This is a genomic window from Mobilibacterium timonense, assembly GCF_900155555.1.
In the GTDB taxonomy this organism is placed as follows: domain Bacteria; phylum Bacillota; class Clostridia; order Peptostreptococcales; family Anaerovoracaceae; genus Allobaileyella; species Allobaileyella timonense.
Map to the genome: position 1 here is coordinate 357,682 of NZ_FUHN01000007.1, position 21,393 is coordinate 379,074.

Below are 21,393 nucleotides of genomic sequence, written 5' to 3' on the forward strand. Positions count from 1 at the left end.
CTAATTTTATCTTTATTTTTACGATTGCTTTACTTCAGAAAAATTCATACTCGTATCCGTTGCACTCCCTCAGTGGAATCAAGTATCTCACCGCGTCCGGAAGTTACATCAGCCAGCATCTTTCTGAGATCTCCTGCATTCTCGGCATCACCTATCAGTTCGATGGTCACCTTATCTGTGTATTCTATACTTCCGGTGGAAAAACTTCCATCCTTTTCCATCGACTTTATTTTTTCCAGAAACGAATAATCGATACGGCATTTCAGTTTCACTACGCTGTTTACAGTACACACACCTGCGTTTTCTATCGCTTTTTCAGCGACAGAGGAATAGGCTCTGACAAGACCTCCAGTTCCGAGTTTTACACCGCCGAAATATCTTGTTACCACTACTACCATATCAGTCAGATCACTGTCTGTGATCAGCTTAAGGATTGGGGGACCTGACGTCCCCTGCGGTTCCCCGTCATCGCTCGCCCACTGAAGCTCCTGTTTTTTTCCCACAACAAAAGCTGGAACGTTATGTGTGGCATCCTTGTATTTTTCCTTTACGACCGAAATAAACTCACGTGCCTCCACGTCATTGCTGACGGGAGACACATGAGCGATGAATCTCGATCTGTTTATGATCTCTTCGGCCTCTCCGGGACCGAAGACCGATCTATATAACAGCATGGAGCCTCCTACAATATGTACTTATCCACATCTACCTGCTTTATCTTTTCCTTGAAGCAATCCTGGACATAGGCTCTGTCAATGGTGACTTCGCTGATATCAGGATCAGGAAGCCTGAATGACAGATCCTCCAGGAGCACTTCCAGGATAGTATGAAGTCTTCTGGCACCTATGTTTTCTGTTTCCTCGTTCATCAGATATGCCATGCTGGCGATCTCGTCGATAGCGTCGTCGGTGAAGTTGATCTCCACTCCCTCTGTTTCCAGAAGGGCCTTCTGCTGCTTTGTAACAGCGTTCTCCGGGACCGTGAGGATCTTCTTGAAGTCCTCCTTGTCCAGGTTCTTGAGCTCAACGTTGATTGGAAATCTTCCCTGGAGTTCAGGGATGAGGTCGGAAGGCTTTGCCGTGTGGAAGGCTCCCGCACCTATGAAAAGCATGTGGTCGGTCTTTACCGGTCCGTGCTTCGTGTTGACAACGCTTCCCTCTACGATAGGGAGGATGTCTCTCTGAACGCCTTCCCTCGAAACGTCTGCGCCCGAACTCATGGAACTGCCGGAAGCTATCTTGTCGATCTCATCTATGAAAATGATGCCGTTCTGCTCTGCGTTGTCCAGCGCTTCGTCAACCACCTGGTCCATGTCGATGAGCTTGTTGGCCTCTTCCTCAGTGAGGATCTTCCTGGCCTCCCTGACGGTGACCTTCTTGTGCTTCATCTTCTTAGGCATCATGTCACCGAAAATGTTTCCGATGGCTATGCCCATACCCTCGTTCTGCATATCCAGCTGGTTCGTCTTGGGAGCTTCCTCTACTTCTATCTCTATGAGGGTATCCTCCAGCTTTCCTTCCTTCAGGTCTCTCTTTACCTGCTCTCTGGCGAGATCGATCTCGCTTCTGGAAGGAGAGTTTTTCTTAGCCTCTTCCTGCTGCTTAGCCTCGTACTGAGCCTTCTGGCTGGTGTATCCCCCGCCGTTCATGATCATGTCAAAAGGATTGGATGATTTCTTAGAGTCAGGCGACGTCTCTCCGTCGGGGATCAACGCCTCTACGATGCGTTCCTCGGCCTGCTGCTCGGCAACCTCTCTCTTTTCCGATATCCTTTTCTGCTTCGTGAGCCTTACAGAGGCCTCTACCAGGTCTCTCACCATGGAATCCACATCTCTGCCGACGTATCCGACCTCGGTGAACTTTGTAGCCTCCACCTTCACGAACGGGGCATCCATGATCCTTGCCAGGCGCCTTGCGATCTCTGTTTTTCCGACGCCGGTAGGACCCATCATGAGGATGTTTTTCGGAGTGATCTCCTCCCTCATCTCATCGCTCAGCTTATTCCTTCTGTATCTGTTCCTCAAGGCGATGGCTACGGATTTCTTGGCCTCGTCCTGACCTATTATGTATTTATCGAGCTCCGCAACTATCTGCTTCGGAGTCATGTTCTTGATATTGTCACTCATCTTGCTCTCCTTAGAAATCGTTTTGTCTTAATTATAATTTCTCTACAGAGATATTCCCGTTCGTGTAAACGCAGATATTCGAAGCTATCTCAAGAGACTTTCTGACTATGGACTCTGCGTCCAGATCTGTGTTCTCATACAGTGCCGTTGCTGCCGAATAGGCGTAGTTTCCACCGGATCCTATGGCCACCACGTCCTTGTCAGGCACGATGACCTCTCCGTTTCCGGATATTACCAGCATATCGTCCTGGTCGACCACTATCATTAGTGCCTCAAGACTCCTGGTGGCCTTGTCGCTCCTCCAGAACTGTGCGAGATCCACGGCAGCCCTCTTAAGATTTCCTCCGTGTTCCTCCAGCTTGCTCTCAAACTTGTCCGTCAGCGAAAAGGCATCCGCCACAGATCCGGCAAACCCGCTGAGCACCTTGCCGTTATATATTTTCTTTACTTTCTTTGCGCCATTTTTCATGATGGTAGTTTCACCCATGGTGACCTGGCCGTCTCCTCCGATGCACACATCACCGTTTGGCCTCTTTACTGCGCAGATGGTAGTCGCGTGAAATTGTACCATTGTATTTTCCTTTCTGATCCCTTCCGGATCGTATGAGCTACGGGACGTCACTCCCAGTGTATTTCGCATATCATAAACATCGATACTATCCCACCAAATAGTGGTGGCTTAATGTAGTGGATATCAAGCAAATGTGAAGAAGCCGCCAGGATCTACTCGGCAGCGGCTTCTTCGTTATCTTTACCGGCTTTTTCCTTGTACTTGCACTCCGGGTTAGAGCATTTTATCTGCTTCGTCTTGCCCTTCGTCTCCACGAGCATTGCTCCGCACTCAGGACACATCCTCCCCGTAGGCTTGTCCCAGTAAACGACAGTACAGTCAGGATACCCCATGCACCCATAAAAGATCCTTCCGCGCTTGCGGCTCTTCTTCTCCACTATGTCCTTGCCGCACACCGGGCACTTTACTCCGGTCTTCTTGACGATAGGCTTGGTGTTCTTGCACTCAGGATATCCTGTGCATGCCATGAACTTTCCGAACCGGCCTTCTTTGATGGCCATCGGGCGGCCGCAGAGCTCACACTTTTCATCGCTCAGGACCACTTCCTGCTGTATCCTCTCCACTTCCTTTTCGGCCACCTCCAGCTCCTTGCTGAAGCCGCCGTAGAAGTCTTCGATAACGTGCTTCCAGGCCTCCTTGTTCATCTCCACGTCGTCGAGCTTATCCTCCATCTCTCCGGTGAACTTCACGTCCACAATGTCGGTGAAATAATCCTGGAGGATCCCGATGACATCAAAGCCCAGCTTGGTAGGCACCAGGCTCTTCTTCTCACGCTTCACGTATTTTCTGGCAGTGAGAGTGGTGATGATAGCGGCGTATGTGCTCGGCCTTCCGATGTTCTGCTCTTCCATCTCCTTGACCAGGCCTGCTTCGGTATATCTTGCCGGAGGCTGGGTGAATTTCTGTTCTTTTATTATCTCTTTTTCACCCAGCTGCTGTCCCTGTTCAAGCACTGGCAAGTCAGCTTCTTCCCCTTGAGCGCTGGTCTTGTATACTTTTCTCCAGCCGTCGAACACCTGCCTGGAGCCATTTGCCTTCAGTTCGAACCTGCCGTTTTTCACCTTGACAGCCATGGTCTCGACTTCGGCGGGCGCCATCTGGGAGGCAACGAAGCGGGTCCATATGAGGTTGTAGAGCTTGTACTGATCCGGGGAAAGGGATCCTTTTGCCTCTTCCGGGGTCAGCGTCACGTCCGCAGGTCTTATGGCCTCGTGGGCGTCCTGAATGTCCTTCTTCTTGTTGCTGTAGAAATTGTCAGATGTATATCTGCTCCCGTAATTCTCCTCGATAAAGTCCTTTGCCGCAGCTCTGGCCGCCGAGGATATCCTCACAGAATCCGTACGGATGTAGGTCACCAGACCTCTGGCTCCCCTTCCTTTTATCTCGATACCTTCGTACAGCTGCTGGGCTACCTGCATGGTCTTCCTCGTCTGAAATCCCAGCTTGATGGAAGCATCCTGCTGCATGCTGGATGTGGTGAACGGCGCATAAGCCTTAGGACTCCTGTGGCCCGGCTTTATCTCGCTTATTTCGTATTCTCCAGCGTGGAGCTCTGCTGCGATCGCCTCCGCGTCATCCTTTGTGGCGACAGCCGCCTTTTTTCCACCTATCCTGGACAGCTGTGCCTTAAAGCCCTCGGTGAAGTCCGAATATATGTTCCAGTATTCTTCAGGAATGAAGTTCTGTATCTCGGTCTCTCTGTCACATAGTATCTTAAGAGCAGCAGACTGGACGCGCCCCGCTGAAAGTCCCCTGCGGACCTTTTTCCAGAGCAGAGGGCTGATCTGATATCCTACCAGCCGGTCCAGTACCCTCCTGGCCTGCTGGGCGTCTACAAGTCCCATGTCGATAGGCCGCGGATGCTTTAAAGCCTCCTTCACGGCCTCCTTGTTGATCTCGTTGAATGTCACCCTGCATTCAGAGGCCGGATCTATGTCCAGGATGTACGCCAGGTGCCAGGCTATGGCCTCTCCCTCGCGGTCCGGGTCCGTTGCCAGAAGGATACGGGACGCTGCCTTGCCCTCTTTCTTGATCGCCTTGATCGTGTCGCTCTTGCCGCGGATGTTGATGTACTCCGGTTCAAAATCGTTGTCCACCTCAACTCCGAGCCTGCTCTTCGGCAGGTCTCTGACGTGGCCAACCGACGCTATGACCTTGTAGCTGGAGCCGAGATACTTTCCTATTATCTTCGCCTTGGAAGGAGACTCCACCACCAGAAGTGTTTTTTTCCTGGCGGTCTTCGTCGTCTTCCCGGTCTTCTTAGCCGTAGTCTTTGTCCCGGCAGCCTTTGTAGTGCGGCTGCCTGATGTTGCGGTTTTATCTGCCATATGCGGTAAAATTCCTTCTATCAAAATTCTTTCTACTATAATATATCTTGCGTTTCGATCTCCATGACCTGCATAGTTACAGATAATACGATGAAATTTGTGATTTTTCAAGGAAATGATCAGATATGGCCCAAAAAAATTCTTCCCGAGGATGTGGTTATTGCCCCTTTTATCTCCAATACAGTGAGTATTCCGTTGACTTTTGACACCGGCAGTCCGGAGCGGCTCCCGATCTGATCCGGAGTCAGCCCCTGCTCTCCACGAACCAGCCTGTATATCGCGACCTCGTCCTCTCCCATTGAGCTTTCAAGGCTTTCGTCATCTGTTCCAACAATGCCCGAAGGCTCGACACCCATCTCTCTGACGACATCCTCTATGACCACAAGAGGCGATGCTCCGTCTCTTATGAGGAGATTCGTACCAATACTGAACTGACTGTTGATGTTCCCCGGAACAGCATATACCGTCCTGCCCTGTTCCCCTGCTATCTGAGCGGTTATCAGTGATCCGCTGTTCAGGCCTGCCTCCACGACTATGGTCACCTGGCTCAGCCCGCTTATTATCCTGTTCCTCGCCGGAAAGCCATAGCTGCTCCCTGGAAAATCCGGAGGGTATTCACTTATCACCAGTCCCCGTTTCTCTATCTCATCCATGAGCTTCTGATTGGAAGCCGGATATGCCTTGCCTATGGCAGTTCCGAGGACGGCTATCGTCTTTCCGTTTTCCGGCATCAACGCCCCCTGGTGAGCAAAGGAGTCTATTCCTTTCGCCATCCCGGAGACCACGGTTATTCCGTTTTCGGCGAGCATCCGGCCGATCATCATAGCGACTTGTTTTCCGTATATGGTATGGCGTCTGGAGCCCACCACCGCCGCGCAGCGACCGGAAAGCAGCGATATGTCACCAACGCAGTAAAGCCTTTTTGGCGCCCTCGGTATCTCCAGCAGGGAAACCGGAAAGTCAGGGGAATCCCGGTCCAATCTTATTATTTTCATATTCTCCCCCATTCTCAAAACACCTCTGACGGCCTGTATATCAACGCCTCAGACAGGTGCTGAAACCTGATCTCACGGCTTTCATCCATATCCGCTATGGTCCTCGCAATGCGCAGTACCTTCATGCCTGTCCTCGGTGTGAGGGCCAGAGAATCGAAGGCCTTATGGAAAAGTTTATCGGTCTCGTCGTCCATCTCCGCGGCTCCCAGAAGGTCGTCGTCATCCATCCTGCCCGGAGGTCTGTTTCTCCCGGCATCGATCCTGAACCTTCCCGCCGTGTCCACCCATCGCTTCATCTCCTCCGAACTTATCCCCTGCTCTATATCAACCAGCCCTCGGCTGAACTGACTGTATTCCACCCGCTCCATCCTGACATGGATATCTATCCTGTCCAGCATCGCCCCGCTCAGTCTTTTCTGATACCTCTCTATATCCGCCTGGCTGCACGTGCACTCTCTTGTTTTATCCCCGAGGTAACCGCATTTGCACGGGTTCGCGGCACACACGAGCATGAAATCGCTGGGGAACCTGTACGCTCTCCCCTGACGGAAGTGTGTGATCTCCAGGTCTTCTGCGGGAGTCCGAAGCCCGTCTATTATCCCGGGGCTGAACTCCGGAAGCTCATCCAGGAAAAGCACTCCGTTGTGAGCCAGGGATATCTCTCCGGGGACCGGGTAAGCCCCGCCTCCCAGGAGCCCTGCCCTTCCTATGGTAGAGTGCGGACTCCTGTACGGTCTCTGTGTCACCGCAGAAGTCTCCCCAAGCAGACCCGCTGCGGAATATATCATCGTGGTCTCCAGCATTTCCTTTCTGGTCATCGGCGGCAGAATGGTCCTTAGTCTTCTGGCCAGCATGGTCTTTCCGCATCCCGGACTCCCGACCATGAGAATGCCGTGCCTTCCTGCCGCCGCGATGGCCATGCCGCGCTTTATCAGCGACTGCCCTCGCACATCGTCAAAGCTTATCTCCTTCTCGCTCTGGCCCGCCAGAGAAATATTTCTTTTTTCAGGGATGCATATATCCGGCTTCTCCCCGTTGCTCATTTCCTGAAGCACGGCAAAGCACTCCCTCAGGCTCCTCACCGGTATGATCCCCTGCCTTCCGCCTTGCACCGCCTCCCAGTAATTTTCATCCGGCACGAAAATGGTCCTGATCCCCTGCTCCCTTAGGCACATCACTATCGGAAGGACCCCATCCACCCTGGTGGTGCTTCCGTCCAGGGAAAGCTCTCCCAGCATCCCGACTTTTTCCATGATCTCGGTATCGACACAGGAGCCTGCCCCAAGTATCCCCATTGCGATGGGAAGGTCCAGGTGGCTCCCCGTCTTTCTCAGCTCCGCAGGCCACATGTTTACTACAACTCTGTTTCTCGGATACATGAATCCGGAGTTGCTGACCGCGGCCCGGATCCGCTCCTTCGATTCACTGACTATCTGAGACGGATGTCCGACTATGGTAAAGTTGGGAAGTCCCCTTGTCACATCTGTCTCCACCACCACCAGTTTTCCCTGTATACCGTCGCATACCCCTGTGTTTACGTGACAGATCATCCTATCCTCCTAGAAACACTCTGTTATGTGCCTGATCTCCACGGCCATAACGTCAAAAGATATCTCCCTTTCATCCAGACCGTGTTCCATCAGGTAAAGCTGTGCGGCTCTCCTGATATGGACCGCCTTGGACCTCCCCACAGCCTCCTCAGGATGACCGTAACTCCCGGAGCTCCTGGTCTTCACCTCAACAAAATGGATGACTCCCTCCATATCCGCCACGATGTCTATCTCGCCCATCCTGGTACGGTAGTTCGTCTCCAGTATCCTGTAGCCTTTCTGTTCAAGCATTGCCGCCGCCAGAGACTCCCCTCTCTGTCCCAGTATCATCTTATCCACGAACTTCCTCCTGACCTTCTATGCAAAACTCCTGAGAACCTTATATCACAACGGCAAGGCCGTTTCAGCACTCCAGAGAAATTGTGCATTTATTCGTCGGATAAAGATATTTTTCTGTAAAAAAAATCCGCAGCAACTGCTGCGGGTATCGCGGCGATGCGTCAGTCATCGCTTAAGCACAAATTTTTCGATGGCCTTTGCCACTCCGTCCCTCTCGTTTGTGTCGGTCACGTAGTCGGCCGCATCCTTCACCTGATCCCATGCATTTCCCATGGCGATCCCTATGCCTGCATCCCTGATCATAGGTATGTCGTTCGGAGCATCGCCCATGCACATGAGCTCACCATAGCTGAGATCCAGACGGTCCATGATGAACTTGAGCGCTACGCTTTTGTTGGTGTTCTTTCCTCCGATCTCTATGTTATTAGGAACAGATGAAAGGACGGTCGCATTCGGTATGGATTCCAGGAGCGGCTGCCACTTCTTCCTGTCGTCAACTGTGGGAAAGAAGAAATTGATGTTTTCCATCTGATCCCGGTGGCTGATGATAAATGCAAGAATATCGTCCAGCGGAGTCCTTGTCTTCAGAACGTAATCCCTCGGCCTGAAGCTGCACCCGAAGTCTCTGATCTCGTCATAAAGCCCTCTGTCGATATATGCCCTGTCGTCGTAGAATGCCTCAAGAGTGAGACCGTTTTCCCTGGCTATTTTCACCGACTCGTCAACTGCCTCAGGATCGATATAGCTGCTGTAGATCTGTTCCCCTGTAGAAAGATCCGTGACGTGAGCGCCATTTGACGAAATGACGTATCTTAGTCCTTTTACATTCAGCAGCACATCAGGCACGGCCGTGAAAGATCTCCCCGTAGATATGCAGACGTTTACACCCATTGCAATGGCCGCCTCTATCGCCTTCCTGTTGCCCTCAGACAGGCGGCTCCCCTCGCAGAGCGTGGTCCCGTCCAAATCCAGGGCTATGATCTTTATCTCCCGATCTCTTCCGTTCTCTGTCACCTTTTCCATCCTGTTCCTCCTGATGTCCCCGATATGATGATGGCCTCCGGACGTCTCCCGTGGGCACCGGTAAAAAAGCACCCGAAAGCCTTGTTTTTTAAGGGATTTTTTTGTCATCGATTTGTGAAAGATCAGTATTGAAAAACACAAATCACAGTAGTACAATACCTAGACGTTGGCTCAAGTGCGGTCCACGTACAGAGGTCAGTATATAACGAATATATTTTCAATACCAGTCCGCTTTCACTCACCCCTCACCTCGTGGGAGGCGTGACGGATCGGCGAGACACTTCACTACGCAATTAATTTGATATTCAGGGGAACAGTAAAATGCTATCCATTTCTTCCAGAGAAAGAACGGTGAGAGTTGCTATCTTCGGCGCCGGCAAGCTCGGCATCAGGATCGTATCGGCTCTCCTCGACGGCAACTACGACATCACTCTCGTTGACATAAACGAAAAGAAGCTCCTCCAGGTAGCGCAGCGCCTGGACGTCTTCACAGTCACAGGCGACGTGAAGTCTCTTGAGCTGCTCAAAAGCATCGATGCCGGCCGCTACGATTTCATATTCAGCTGCACTACATCTGATGAGGTCAACATCCTTTCTGCATCGTTCAGCAAGCTTCTGGGATGCAAGACCGTGGCTGCCCGTGTCAGGGCCCCTGAATACATGAATCAGCTTGATTTCATCCGGGAGCACTACCACATCGACATGATGGTCAACCCGGACTTTCTCATATCCTCGGAGATCTACCGCTACCTCGTAGAAAAATACACCCTGAGCAACGGTATCTTCACCAGCCACAGGATAGGGCTCATCGAGATCGAGGCCAGGAAAAAGCCTCAGCTTATAGGCAAGAACCTCGCAGAGTTCCGCACGGTCATGCCCAACACCCTTATCGTAGGCATCTCAAGAAAAGGAAAATTCATCATTCCTCACGGGCAGGACATCATCGAGTCGGAAGATCTCCTGTATCTTGCCGGAGAGCGCCACGAGATCGTGGAACTTGGAGAAAAATATCAGGCCCACATGAAAAAGTCTGATATAAACAAGGTCATGATCATCGGCGGAGGAAAGACCGGATATTACCTCGCCCGCCAGCTGTCCGAATACGGGTGCTTCGTAAAGATCATAGAGCAGAGCAAGGAGAGGTGTCATTATCTTACGAACAAGCTGACGGACGTGATGGTCCTCAACGGTGACGGAGCCGACATGAAGCTTCTCGAGGAAGAGAATATCGACGATATGGACGCCTTTGTTACCGCGACGGGATACGACGAGGAGAATCTCCTTCTCTCTCTCACCGCAAAGAACCACGGAATAGAAGACGTTATTTCCAAGGTCAGCCACGACAGCTACATGAGCCTGATAGAAAAGCTCAACATCGACGTGGTGCTGAACCCTCTGGACATCACGGCAAGCTCGATCCTCAACCGGATAAGAGGAGACAAGAGGGTCATCTCTTCCCTTCTCCTCCAGGGACAGGCGGAGCTCATGGAGGTATCAGCCTGTGAGGGCATGAACATGATAAACATACCTCTGAAGAACCTTAACCTGCCTGATTACATCATACTGGCAGCTATCAACAGAGGAAACGAGACCATCATTCCTGACGGAAACACCCGCATACAGCCGAGGGACAGAGTCATCATCGTTTGCAAGCTGTCCAACATCGGATATGTGGAGAAGCTGTTCAAGCCCAACTCTCATCTGAAGCTTTTCGGGTAGGCAGGAGGAAAAATGCTTAAGAGAATTTCGGGCTTTTTCGGGATCTTTCTGGTATTTCTCGGCATCATGATGATCATCCCGCTTATTGTTGCATTGATCTACGGTGAGCACTCATGTGTCAGGGCTTTTCTGTATGGGATCAGTGTTGCACTGATCCCGGGGATCATCATACTGCTGATAAGGAACAAGAACGCTATCTCCGAGGAGAGACTGAAACTGCGTTACAGCTATTTCGTCGTCTCTCTGGCGTGGCTCATCGCCTCGTCTATCTCCGCTATCCCGTTTGTCATACAGGGATGCATACCAAACTATATTGATGCCTTTTTTGAAATGTGCTCTGGTTATTCCACCACCGGCGCCACGATCCTCCAGAACGTGGAGGTCGTACCAAAGTCCCTCCTCTTCTGGAGGGCACAGACACAGTGGCTGGGCGGAATGGGAATAATCGTTTTTGTGATGGCGTTTCTTCCGAATTTCGGCATCAACGCACAGAACATTGCAAATGCCGAGACCCCCGGGCCGATCGCAACGAAGCTCACATCACGCTTTTCAGGAACCGCAAAAAAGCTCTACGAGCTCTATATCTTTTTCACCATATTGATGACTGTCCTGCTCATGCTGGGAGGTGTGAGCTTATTTGATTCCATCACCCATACATTCGCCACGATGGCGACTGGTGGATTCGGCGGATACGCGGACAGTATAGCTCATTTTCACAGCGACTATGTCACATGGGTCGTCACCATATTCATGTTTATCGCAGGGACAAATTTCAACCTCTTCTACGGGATAAGGCCCCTGGGCATTCGCAAAGCCTTCGATGACGATGAATTCATTTTTTACAGGAGATACGTGGCAATAGCGACTGTACTTGTTACCGCTGATCTCATGATAAGGGGCGGCTACCACAGCCTCTGGCGAGCCCTGACAGACGGAGCATTCCAGGTCTCAACGATCGTGTCCACCACTGGTTTCGCTACCTGTGACTTCGATCTCTGGCCGGCATTCTGCAAGATCATTCTGATCTTTCTTATGTTCACAGGCGCCTGCAGCTCCTCCACAGCAGGAGGGATCAAGATCGTAAGGGTCCTCTCTGTTTTCCGCATGATCAAGAGAGACGTGAAGGTCCGGATACACGGACAGATCTTCAACGACGTCCGCCTCAACGGACAGAAGCTCGAAGCGAAGGATCTCAGACTTATGGTGACATTTACATGTTTCTTCATCATCATGGTCTTCGGGATCACAGCAGTGATCGCTGTGGATGGATTCGATCCCCTCACAAACTTCACGGCCAGCCTGTCCTGCATGAGCAATGTAGGTCCCGGACTTGCGGGAGTCGGACCTACCAGAAATTTCAGCGGGTATTCCAACTTCAGCACCTTCGTTCTCGCCCTCACCATGATAGCGGGAAGACTGGAGCTGAATACGTTCATGATACTGTTCTCCAGACACTTCTGGGATTCTAACATGGCTTGAGGATCGATTTGAGGAATGACTAACAGTAATAGATTTATAATCAATGTGGTATCTACAGCCATCAGGGTATGCGGCATAACAATGCTGCCGGCATCCTTCGTTGGACTGTACTACAACGAGACAAAGAGTTCACTGATACTATTCACGATCTCTGTGATCACCATCACCATCGGCAGGCTCGTGGCTAAGTTCTTCGCGAATCCGGCAGAGCCTCCGGTCACGAGAGCAAGATATGCTGCGATCCTGATCACGTGGCTGGTGCTGATATTCATAGGGATGCTCCCTTTTTACGGAGCCGGTGATAATTATTCGCTGATCGACTCTATAGTGGAATCTTGCGCGGGGTTCTGTACAACGGGTCTTTCGGTGATACCTTTTTCTTCCATGCCGCTCTGCCTGCAGCTCTGGCGCTGCCTCTGCAGCTGGATCGGAGGACTTCTGTGCGTGATGCTCACCATGTCGCTGACCCCTTCCCTTCTTGTAACGGGAAGAAAGTTGTTCTCCGCTGAGATCCCGAGCCTTTCCATGCTGAAGGAGTCCGCTACTTACAGAGGCGTTTACTTCAAGCTGATGACAGTGTACTTCTCTGTGACTCTGGCCGGATTCGTCCTGCTGATGGTGTTTGGCATGGGAAAATTCGATGCCCTCACAACTGCCCTCTGCAGCATCAGCACCTCCGGTCTCCCGATGTTTTCAGTCGATAGTTCAGTGGGATTCAACTGGGGCATAAAGACCGTGATCACGATTCTGAACCTCCTTGGATCGCTTAACGTGGCACTCATCTACATTGCCGCACTTCGCGGCATAAAGAGAGCCTGTAAGAACAACGAACTCAACTTTTTCCTGAAGATCCTTCTGATCTCAACAGCAGTGATCTCCACTTCCCAGATCTGGGCGCGGATAAATGCCATCGGACCCGGCAGCCTGGGGGATTCCCCTGCGCAAAAGGCTGAAAGCATCATGAAGATGATCGCAGATTCCATTATGGCCTCTGTATCCTTCAGCTCCACATCGGGCTTCATAACATCGGATCACCTTCACTGGACTCCTCTCACTACAACGGTCCTGCTTCTGATCTCCATGATCGGAGCATGCGCGGTATCCACCGGAGGAGGCATCAAGGTCTCGAGGCTGGTTGCAGTGTCAAAATCCATCAGGCTCGGCATTTACCAGCACGTCCATCCTAATGCGGTAAAACCGGTTAAGATCAACGGAAAACCCCTGGACAGTGCGGTGGTGATCAGGTATTCCATGTACATGGTTCTGTTCCTGATCTTCATTCTCTTTGGTGCCCTGCTGCTGTCCCTTGATACGCTGAGCATCGAACAGTGCTTCGATATTTCAACGTCGATGATGACCACCAACGGCACGGTGATGTCGAATTTAGGCAACGGGACACAGCTGTTTCAGGATCTGATGCCGCTCTCTAAGGTCGTGATCGTGATCCTCATGATCGCTGGAAGGATAGAAATTTACCCGGTGCTCATGGTCCTTTTCAAGAGCTTCTGGATAATCATAACCACCAGTTGAACTGGTGGTTTGTCCTTGCCCTAAAAGGGCCTGTTACTTGCAGGCGTCTTAAGACGCACCGAAATAGACTGCCAACCGCATCTCTATTTTCCGGCTGCGCCTAAGGGCGCTTTTTATTATGCCTTCGTATTCTTGCTACCCGTGAACGGGTCTATGTACTCCTTCAATGTTAATTGATCATTTGCGATATCTTCTTGCAGTTGGTTTCGTATGTATTCTGCGATTGCCTTTTTGTTTCTGCCAACTGTATCGACATAATAGCCACGGCACCAGAAATGCCTGTTCCCATACCGATATTTCATATTCGCATGTCTGTCGAATATCATCAGTGAGCTTTTTCCCTTCAGATATCCCATCACTTGCGATACGCTGTATTTTGGCGGAATTGATATCAGCATGTGTACATGATCAGGGCACAACTCCGCTTCTATTATTTCTATGCCTTTCTGATCACACAACTGCCTAAGTATCTTGCCAATATCCTCTTTTATTTTTCCGTAGATAATTTGTCTCCTGTACTTCGGCGCAAACACTACGTGATACTGACACCGCCACTTCGAATGTGTTAAACTATTGATGTCGGTTTTGGTAATATTACCCATCGATTTATTCCTCCTTTGTTACATGAGTGCGGTTGGAAGCCTCATTCATGATATCACAGGAGGTTTTTTCTTGAAGCTAAAGCTTCTTACTCCACCGGCTTAGCCGGTGGTTTTTTTACACTAAAGATCANTAATCATAACCACCAGTTGAACTGGTGGTTTGTCCTTGCCCTAAAAGGGCCTGTTACTTGCAGGCGTCTTAAGACGCACCGAAATAGACTGCCAACCGCATCTCTATTTTCCGGCTGCGCCTAAGGGCGCTTTTTATTATGCCTTCGTATTCTTGCTACCCGTGAACGGGTCTATGTACTCCTTCAATGTTAATTGATCATTTGCGATATCTTCTTGCAGTTGGTTTCGTATGTATTCTGCGATTGCCTTTTTGTTTCTGCCAACTGTATCGACATAATAGCCACGGCACCAGAAATGCCTGTTCCCATACCGATATTTCATATTCGCATGTCTGTCGAATATCATCAGTGAGCTTTTTCCCTTCAGATATCCCATCACTTGCGATACGCTGTATTTTGGCGGAATTGATATCAGCATGTGTACATGATCAGGGCACAACTCCGCTTCTATTATTTCTATGCCTTTCTGATCACACAACTGCCTAAGTATCTTGCCAATATCCTCTTTTATTTTTCCGTAGATAATTTGTCTCCTGTACTTCGGCGCAAACACTACGTGATACTGACACCGCCACTTCGAATGTGTTAAACTATTGATGTCGGTTTTGGTAATATTACCCATCGATTTATTCCTCCTTTGTTACATGAGTGCGGTTGGAAGCCTCATTCATGATATCACAGGAGGTTTTTTCTTGAAGCTAAAGCTTCTTACTCCACCGGCTTAGCCGGTGGTTTTTTTACACTAAAGATCACAACAAAAAGCAACGACTGATCGAGTCGCTGCTTTTTTTATTTACCGATCTGTCTTTTGCAGGTATCGCCAGTACACGCCGCCATCGACGCCGTATCAGCCCACTATCTCAAAATCTATGAGCTTATCTATGGTATCCACGGCGGTCACCTTTATCTGTACCGGATCACCCAGAGCGTAGCTGATGCCGCTTCCCTCGTTGATAGCGCGGTAGTTCTTTTCGTCATAAACAAAGAAGCCTGTGAGGGTGTCGTATTTGACGAAGCCCTCGACGGTATTCTCCAGCTCCACATAAAGCCCGTTGGCTGTCACGCCGCTGACGATGCCGTCGAACTTCAAGCCGGTCTTGTCTGACATGTAATCCACCTTGGCGGCCTTTTCCACTTCCCTCTCCAGCTCAAGAGTGTTCCTCTCCGTCGCAGACACCTGCGATGCCACGCCGTCGGCTATCTCCTTGTAGTGTTCCTGGTGTTCCTTAAACTCCCTGTCGCTGCTGTGGAGTCTGTCTTTTATTATCCTGTGTATGAAAAGGTCTGAATACCGGCGTATAGGTGACGTGAAGTGAGTATAGTATCTGAAGGCAAGGCCGAAGTGTCCGAGGCACTCTGTGCGATAATCCGCCTTCTGCATCGTCCTTATGATGACGCGGCTCACCACGTTCTCCTGTGGGGTACCTGACACTCTTCTGATGACCGCCGCCAGATCCTTTGGCGCGACCGCGTCGGACCTGCTCGGGATCTCTATACCAAAACTCCTCAGAAAATCTCTCAGGTCGGAGATCTTTCCGGGATCCGGCTTTTCATGGACCCTGTACAGGAAAGGATATCTCGTCCAGAAGAAGTGTTCTGCCACCACCTTGTTGGCCATGAGCATGAACTCTTCTATCATACGGTTTGCCGTGCGTCTTTCCACCAGCCTGATGTCGGAGGCATGGCCCTCTTCGTCCAGGATGATCTCAGCCTCGCTGAAATCGAAGTCAATGCTGCCGTTCCTCATCCTCCTCTTGTGGAGTACCTCTGCAAGATCCCTCATTGCAAGGAGCATAGGATATATGTTCACGTATCTCTTCTTGAGGTCGGGATCTCCGTGTTCAAGCAGGTCTGACACGTCGTCATAGACCAGTCTCTCATCGGAGCGAATAATGCTCTCGTAGATCTCATGGTCAACTACCTTGCCCCTCTCGTCAAGATCCACCTGACAGGTCAGAGTCAGTCTGTCCTCGTGGGGATTAAGGCTGCATATGCCGTTGGAAAGCTGCTCCGGAAGCATCGGTATAACTCTGTCGAGCAGATAGACACTGTTGCCCCTCTTCAGTGCCTCTTTGTCCAGTGGGCTACCCTCTGTCACGTACTCCGCAACGTCTGCGATATGCACGTAAAGACGACATCCATCTCCCAGCTTTTCCAATGATACCGCATCGTCGAAATCCTTGGAGTGAGCACCGTCTATGGTAACTATCGGAAGTTCTCTCAGGTCTCTCCTGTCGGATCCAGGAGAAATGCTCACACCTTCAGCCTGCCTGTTTCTGAAATCCTGCTCCAGGGCTTTTGCCTGTTTTACAGACTTATCACCGAATTCCTGGCGAATCCCGTAGCTCCTGATAAGACCCAGTGTCTCCGCATCAGCCGCGCCTTCCCTCGCGATGATCTGCTTGACTTTTCCTCGTGGAATATCATCTTCATCCGGATATTTCGTTATCTTGGCCTCCACGATATCACCGTTGGCAGACTTAGCAAAATGGCCTTTTTCTATATAAACTGCCTCTCTTCCGTGACGCCCCAGGGGTATCACATATCCACGGTGATCTATTTTTTCCAGGCGGCCTATGACAGTTGTGGTATTTCTCTGCAGGATCTTGATCACCCTGCCTTCTCTTTTGCCGTTGCTGTCGCTGTCTCTGTACTCCACGCGCACCATGTCCCCATCCATTGCGCCATTCATACGTGAGCGGGGGATAAAAATATCTTCGTCTTCCTGAATGAGGAACCCGAAACCTCTCTTCGTTTTCTCAATGAGACCTTCGGCCGTGCACTTTTTCGATCTGTTTCTGGAGCCTGTTCTGCGGCGATATGATCCGCCTTCTCTTCCAGATGCTCCTCTGTTTCTGTTTTGCTTTTCTTTCTTCTTAGCCATCGATTACTCCTTAAGGAGGCACTTTAACTTTATTTTACCTTTGTTTTACCGGGTGATCACGTTACCGCAACTAAAAAACAGAGGGTCGGAAAACCGACCCTCTGGAAGAATCCGATTAATTCTCCTCTGCTGTCTCTTCCTCTGCATCATCTTCGTCATCGGAAAGAGTTGCCTTGATGCTCAGGCTGATCCTGTGTCTATCAGTATCGATATCCATAATCTTGGCCTTGATGACCTGTCCGACCTGAAGCTCATCGCTTACGCTGTCAACCCTCTTGTTGGCGATCTCTGAGATGTGGACAAGACCGTCAAGTCCTGCCTCCAGCTCAACAAAAGCACCATACTCCTTGATCTGAACGACCTTGCCTTCGATGACCTGTCCAACGACATACTTTGTGCCGACGAGAGACCATGGCTCCGGCTGAGTCTGCTTCAGGCCCAGGGAGATCTTGCCCTTCTCCTCGTTCAGAGCGAGGATTTTGACGTTGATGATGTCACCGATAGACAGAACCTCCTGAGGGTGCTTGAGCTTGCCCCAGCTGATCTCGGAAATGTGGAGCAGTCCGTCTACACCGCCGATATCTACGAACGCGCCGTAGTCGGTGAATCTCATGACCTTACCCTCAACGATGTCTCCAACGTTCAGGTTAGCCCAGATCTCCTCCACCTGCTTGCGCTTCTCTTCAACCAGTACAGCCTTTCTGGAGAAAACAGCCCTGTTGCGTCTATCATCGACCCTGATGACCTTGACATCTGCTCTCTGGCCGATGAACTCATCTGCCTTCTCAACATATCTGTCGGAGAGCTGGGACATTGGAATGAATCCTGTGACCTGCTTATACTGTGCGATTACGCCGCCGTTTACCGCTCTGATGAACTCTACGTTGATGGACTCCTTGTTCTCCATGAACTCCTTGAGCTCCTTGTAGTTCTCGTTCATCTCAAGCTTCTTCTTGGAGAGGGAGATCCCTCCGTCTCCTTCATCGGACTTCATCACCTTGGCCTCGACCGTATCTCCCACCTTGAAGACATCAGAAAGCTTCTGGCCTTCCTCAAGGGTCACCTCGTCCTTGCGCAGGATTCCGTCCTTCTTGCATCCCATGTTGATGATGACTTCATTATCGAGTACATCGATGACCTCGCCCTCTACGATCTCTCCTGGCTTCGGAAGACGCAGAGAATCCTCGATCTGATCCATGTAGTCAAACATAGGGTTCTTTTCGTCAGTAATAACATTCTGGCTCATACTGGAAATAACCTCCTTAATAATCCATGCAGGCGTAGATGCACCTGCGGTAATGCCTATTCTATTATATTTGTGCACTTCTTTCAACTCTAAATCAGAAATATCTCGCACAAAAACGGCGTGTTTGCAATATTTTTTTGCGATTTCGTAAAGCTTTTTTGAATTGGAGCTGTTGGGATCGCCGATAACGACCATCATGTCCACTTCTGCGGCCAGCCTGGCACAGGCATCCTGCCTCTCCCTCGTGGCATTGCAAATGGTATTTTTCAGTTCATATCTGATCTCGTATCTATCAAGGACCCTCAGAATGTCATCCAGGAGCTCTCTCCTTATCGTGGTCTGGCAAACTATCAGCGGCAGTCCATCATCCTGTCCCTGTTCAAAATTTTCAGCCCACTTTTCCGCCTCTTCAACATCCTGGATGATCACTCCCTTCCACTGACACCAGCCGTTTGTGGCGATCACCTCCTGATGATCCCTGCTTCCAACGATGATCACCTTCCTGCCTTCTTCCGCAGCCTGATGGACCAGTTGATGGATCCTGCCTACGAATACACATGTGGTGTCCACAAGATTCACGCCTATGGCTTCGGCCTTTTTATAAAATTCCTCCGGTTCACCGTGAGATCTTATGATTATTGTGTCGCCAGGCCCAGCCTGGTCGATGCTCTGGATCTCTCCAACGCCGTTCTCTCTCAGGCGCTCCGTCACGGCTCTGTTGTGTATGAGCTGCCCGCAGGTATAAAGACTGATCTTCTTATCATCGGGTCTTTCGTTGTTCAGGCGGATCTGTTCCTCCGTAAGCTCGATCGCTCTTCTGACGCCAAAGCAAAAGCCTGCATGATCTGCTGTAATTATTTCCAAGCCAAAATCTCCTGATTCTAAAATATCCGGGCAGCAGCGCCGCCCGGTAAAATTCTCAGGTATCGATACCTGACATCCGTTCCTCTTAATCGAACAATCTGCTTCCGATATAGTCTGCGGAATCCCCAAGGTCCTCCTCGATCCTGAGCAGCTGGTTGTACTTCGCAACTCGTTCGGTCCTGGCAGGAGCTCCGGTCTTGATCTGATATGCGTTGACACCGACTACAAGATCTGCGATAGTCGTGTCCTCTGTCTCTCCGGAACGGTGGGAAACGATGGTGTTGTAGCCGTTCTTCTTTGCCAGAGCGATTGTCTCCAGAGTCTCGGAGATGCTTCCGATCTGGTTGAGCTTGATGAGTATCGCGTTTGCGCATCCCAGCTTGATGCCCTTAGCAAAGCGCTCAGGATTCGTCACGAACAGGTCATCTCCGACGATCTGGATCTTGTCTCCCAGCTTCTCCGTCATCAGCTTCCAGCCGTCCCAGTCTTCTTCGTCCATTCCGTCCTCGATGGATGCGATAGGATACTGATCGCAGAACTTCTCCCAATTCTCCACGAGCTCAGCCGATGTAAATGTCCTTCCGGACTTAGGCATCTTGTAGACGCCCTTCTCATTTGTCTTCCAGCCGCTGGCTGCCGCATCTATGGCGATGACGAAATCGGTCCCCGGCTCATACCCGGAGTTCTTGATGGCGGCGACCATGTAGTCCAGCACCTGGAACTCATCTTTCAGGTTAGGAGCATATCCGCCCTCATCTCCCACTGCCGCGGAGTATCCTTCCTTTTTCAGATCCTTTCCCAGCTGGTGATACACCTCTGCGCACCATCTGAGGGCTTCCTTGAACGTAGGCGCTCCTACCGGCATGATCATGAACTCCTGGACATCGACGGTGTTCGATGCATGCTCTCCGCCGTTCAGGATGTTCATCATAGGCACAGGAAGAGACGTTCCGTTGATCCCGCCGAAGAATCTGTAAAGAGGGATACCGAGAGATGCAGCAGCGGCCTTCGCACATCCCAGAGAAACTGCCAGAATGGCGTTCGCTCCGAAGCGGCTCTTGTCTTTCGTGCCGTCCAGCGCCATCATCTTTCTCTCGATACTGAAGACGTCCGATGCGTCCTCTCCGATGAGCAGGTCTCTTATCTCGTTATTGACAAAAGAAACTGCCTTTGTAACGCCCTTTCCGCCGTAACGGGTCTTGTCACCGTCTCTCAGCTCCAGGGCCTCATAAATACCTGTGGATGCTCCGCTTGGAGTATCTCCGTATCCTACGGTCCCGTCCTCAAGATGGATCTCCGCCTCAACGGTAGGGTTGCCCCTCGAATCAAGGATCTCGCGGCCAATAACGTCAACGATCTTAGTCCACATGTGTATTTCTCCTTTACATTGATGAAGATGAGGGCTTGATTTCGCCTTTCTATTGATTTTTCTCACTTCATGGATTATACACTCAAAGTGAAACGCTAACAAGATGAACTAATTTTCGACCCTGGGGCTCAGACGGCTTATCCTCTTGTCCAGGTGGCGGAGGAGCCGGAGCCTGTCCCCGTTCCTGACCACCTCTTTCAGGCGCTCCATTTCTTCTGCCTCCGCGCTGTTCCTCCTGTCCGTGATCCTGTCTATAAAGAGCACGAGCTTGTCCTCAAAGTCTGTCTCGTTGAAATCCGGGTAGAACAGTATCCTCATCCTGTCCTTATCCACGCTGTTGCCGCTGCAATATATGAGCTCTGGTTCCAGCAGATACTTTCGCGCCATCACCAGGTAGTTCTCATTCTCATCGCTGATCTCGATCAGCCCCTTCACCAGCTTCAGCTTTCCCTGTACGTCGAGGTCGCACACACGGAGCTTCCTGAAATTCCCGGTATCATATGTGAACATATACGCATCACCGTCTCTTATGATACTCATCCTCAGGAAATTCCTGCTGTAATTTCCCGTCAGGATGTCGTTCAGATACATTGGCATGTTGTATCCGGTTATCTCCTGCTTTAGCCACTTTTTCATCTT

The 21,393-nt window shown here is 50.6% G+C and carries 17 protein-coding genes; 3 read left to right on the forward strand and 14 right to left on the reverse strand.

Annotation, left to right across the window (positions count from 1 at the left end; genetic code table 11):
• Positions 1–44 precede the first annotated feature (44 nt).
• The 8 genes from BQ7382_RS04680 to BQ7382_RS04715 all read right to left on the reverse strand — a co-directional run bounded on the left by BQ7382_RS04680 (position 45) and on the right by BQ7382_RS04715 (position 8,930).
• Complete coding sequence (locus BQ7382_RS04680) at positions 45–674, reverse strand: YigZ family protein (protein ID WP_077390957.1); 630 nt, start codon at positions 672–674, stop codon at positions 45–47.
• An 8-nt stretch (positions 675–682) separates the two neighbouring features.
• Positions 683–2,125: an ATP-dependent protease ATPase subunit HslU gene (gene hslU / locus BQ7382_RS04685; protein WP_077390958.1), complete on the reverse strand. Its 1,443-nt coding sequence runs from the start codon at positions 2,123–2,125 to the stop codon at positions 683–685.
• A 31-nt stretch (positions 2,126–2,156) separates the two neighbouring features.
• Positions 2,157–2,696 carry an ATP-dependent protease subunit HslV gene (gene hslV / locus BQ7382_RS04690; protein ID WP_077390959.1) on the reverse strand — a complete coding sequence of 180 codons (540 nt, stop codon included), beginning with the start codon at positions 2,694–2,696 and terminating at the stop codon, positions 2,157–2,159.
• A gap of 152 nt (positions 2,697–2,848) precedes the next feature.
• A complete protein-coding gene (topA, locus tag BQ7382_RS04695) occupies positions 2,849–5,023 on the reverse strand; it encodes a type I DNA topoisomerase (RefSeq protein WP_077390960.1) in 2,175 nt (724 codons plus the stop codon).
• 119 nt (positions 5,024–5,142) lie between these two features.
• The gene (gene dprA, locus BQ7382_RS04700) at positions 5,143–6,018 is read right to left on the reverse strand and encodes a DNA-processing protein DprA (protein ID WP_159437225.1); all 876 of its coding nucleotides are present in this window, start codon (positions 6,016–6,018) and stop codon (positions 5,143–5,145) included.
• A 14-nt stretch (positions 6,019–6,032) separates the two neighbouring features.
• Entirely contained in the window at positions 6,033–7,568 is a 1,536-nt protein-coding gene (locus BQ7382_RS04705) for a YifB family Mg chelatase-like AAA ATPase (protein ID WP_077390962.1), read from the reverse strand.
• Between the two features lie 9 nt (positions 7,569–7,577).
• Positions 7,578–7,898, reverse strand: coding sequence for a YraN family protein (locus tag BQ7382_RS04710; protein ID WP_077391226.1), 321 nt, complete (start codon positions 7,896–7,898; stop codon positions 7,578–7,580).
• Positions 7,899–8,072: 174 nt separating this feature from the next.
• Entirely contained in the window at positions 8,073–8,930 is an 858-nt protein-coding gene (locus tag BQ7382_RS04715) for an HAD family hydrolase (RefSeq protein ID WP_159437226.1), read from the reverse strand.
• 321 nt (positions 8,931–9,251) lie between these two features.
• On the opposite strand from BQ7382_RS04715, the gene trkA reads away from it, so the two are divergent.
• From trkA to BQ7382_RS04730, 3 genes are read left to right on the forward strand one after another with little or no spacing between them, the layout of a single operon-like run.
• Positions 9,252–10,649, forward strand: coding sequence for a Trk system potassium transporter TrkA (gene trkA / locus BQ7382_RS04720; RefSeq protein WP_235847945.1), 1,398 nt, complete (start codon positions 9,252–9,254; stop codon positions 10,647–10,649).
• 12 nt (positions 10,650–10,661) lie between these two features.
• Positions 10,662–12,128: a TrkH family potassium uptake protein gene (locus BQ7382_RS04725; protein ID WP_235847946.1), complete on the forward strand. Its 1,467-nt coding sequence runs from the start codon at positions 10,662–10,664 to the stop codon at positions 12,126–12,128.
• Between the two features lie 15 nt (positions 12,129–12,143).
• Complete coding sequence (locus BQ7382_RS04730) at positions 12,144–13,658, forward strand: TrkH family potassium uptake protein (protein ID WP_077390964.1); 1,515 nt, start codon at positions 12,144–12,146, stop codon at positions 13,656–13,658.
• A gap of 116 nt (positions 13,659–13,774) precedes the next feature.
• On the opposite strand, the gene tnpA (BQ7382_RS04735) is transcribed toward BQ7382_RS04730, so the two are convergent.
• The 6 genes from tnpA (BQ7382_RS04735) to BQ7382_RS04760 all read right to left on the reverse strand — a co-directional run bounded on the left by tnpA (BQ7382_RS04735) (position 13,775) and on the right by BQ7382_RS04760 (position 21,390).
• Complete coding sequence (gene tnpA, locus BQ7382_RS04735) at positions 13,775–14,260, reverse strand: IS200/IS605 family transposase (protein ID WP_077390623.1); 486 nt, start codon at positions 14,258–14,260, stop codon at positions 13,775–13,777.
• Positions 14,261–14,527: 267 nt separating this feature from the next.
• A complete protein-coding gene (tnpA, locus tag BQ7382_RS04740; RefSeq protein ID WP_077390623.1) occupies positions 14,528–15,013 on the reverse strand; it encodes an IS200/IS605 family transposase in 486 nt (161 codons plus the stop codon).
• 225 nt (positions 15,014–15,238) lie between these two features.
• Entirely contained in the window at positions 15,239–17,275 is a 2,037-nt protein-coding gene (gene rnr / locus BQ7382_RS04745; RefSeq protein WP_077390965.1) for a ribonuclease R, read from the reverse strand.
• A 115-nt stretch (positions 17,276–17,390) separates the two neighbouring features.
• Positions 17,391–19,385 (reverse strand): bifunctional 4-hydroxy-3-methylbut-2-enyl diphosphate reductase/30S ribosomal protein S1, encoded by a 1,995-nt coding sequence (locus tag BQ7382_RS04750; RefSeq protein WP_077390966.1) that lies wholly within the window; start codon positions 19,383–19,385, stop codon positions 17,391–17,393.
• An 85-nt stretch (positions 19,386–19,470) separates the two neighbouring features.
• Positions 19,471–20,754 carry a phosphopyruvate hydratase gene (eno, locus tag BQ7382_RS04755; protein ID WP_077390967.1) on the reverse strand — a complete coding sequence of 428 codons (1,284 nt, stop codon included), beginning with the start codon at positions 20,752–20,754 and terminating at the stop codon, positions 19,471–19,473.
• Between the two features lie 108 nt (positions 20,755–20,862).
• The gene (locus tag BQ7382_RS04760) at positions 20,863–21,390 is read right to left on the reverse strand and encodes a DUF6382 domain-containing protein (RefSeq protein WP_077390968.1); all 528 of its coding nucleotides are present in this window, start codon (positions 21,388–21,390) and stop codon (positions 20,863–20,865) included.
• Positions 21,391–21,393 lie beyond the last annotated feature (3 nt).

Coding starts and splice junctions, on each gene's coding strand:
- BQ7382_RS04680 (WP_077390957.1), bottom strand. CDS start 674: ATGCTGTTATATAGATCGGTCTTCGGTCCCGGAGAGGCCGAAGAGATC.
- hslU (WP_077390958.1), bottom strand. CDS start 2,125: ATGAGTGACAATATCAAGAACATGACTCCGAAGCAGATAGTTGCGGAG.
- hslV (WP_077390959.1), bottom strand. CDS start 2,696: ATGGTACAATTTCACGCGACTACCATCTGCGCAGTAAAGAGGCCAAAC.
- topA (WP_077390960.1), bottom strand. CDS start 5,023: ATGGCAGATAAAACCGCAACATCAGGCAGCCGCACTACAAAGGCTGCC.
- dprA (WP_159437225.1), bottom strand. CDS start 6,018: ATGAAAATAATAAGATTGGACCGGGATTCCCCTGACTTTCCGGTTTCC.
- BQ7382_RS04705 (WP_077390962.1), bottom strand. CDS start 7,568: ATGATCTGTCACGTAAACACAGGGGTATGCGACGGTATACAGGGAAAA.
- BQ7382_RS04710 (WP_077391226.1), bottom strand. CDS start 7,898: ATGATACTGGGACAGAGAGGGGAGTCTCTGGCGGCGGCAATGCTTGAA.
- BQ7382_RS04715 (WP_159437226.1), bottom strand. CDS start 8,930: ATGGAAAAGGTGACAGAGAACGGAAGAGATCGGGAGATAAAGATCATA.
- trkA (WP_235847945.1), top strand. CDS start 9,252: ATGCTATCCATTTCTTCCAGAGAAAGAACGGTGAGAGTTGCTATCTTC.
- BQ7382_RS04725 (WP_235847946.1), top strand. CDS start 10,662: ATGCTTAAGAGAATTTCGGGCTTTTTCGGGATCTTTCTGGTATTTCTC.
- BQ7382_RS04730 (WP_077390964.1), top strand. CDS start 12,144: ATGACTAACAGTAATAGATTTATAATCAATGTGGTATCTACAGCCATC.
- tnpA (WP_077390623.1), bottom strand. CDS start 14,260: ATGGGTAATATTACCAAAACCGACATCAATAGTTTAACACATTCGAAG.
- tnpA (WP_077390623.1), bottom strand. CDS start 15,013: ATGGGTAATATTACCAAAACCGACATCAATAGTTTAACACATTCGAAG.
- rnr (WP_077390965.1), bottom strand. CDS start 17,275: ATGGCTAAGAAGAAAGAAAAGCAAAACAGAAACAGAGGAGCATCTGGA.
- eno (WP_077390967.1), bottom strand. CDS start 20,754: ATGTGGACTAAGATCGTTGACGTTATTGGCCGCGAGATCCTTGATTCG.
- BQ7382_RS04760 (WP_077390968.1), bottom strand. CDS start 21,390: ATGAAAAAGTGGCTAAAGCAGGAGATAACCGGATACAACATGCCAATG.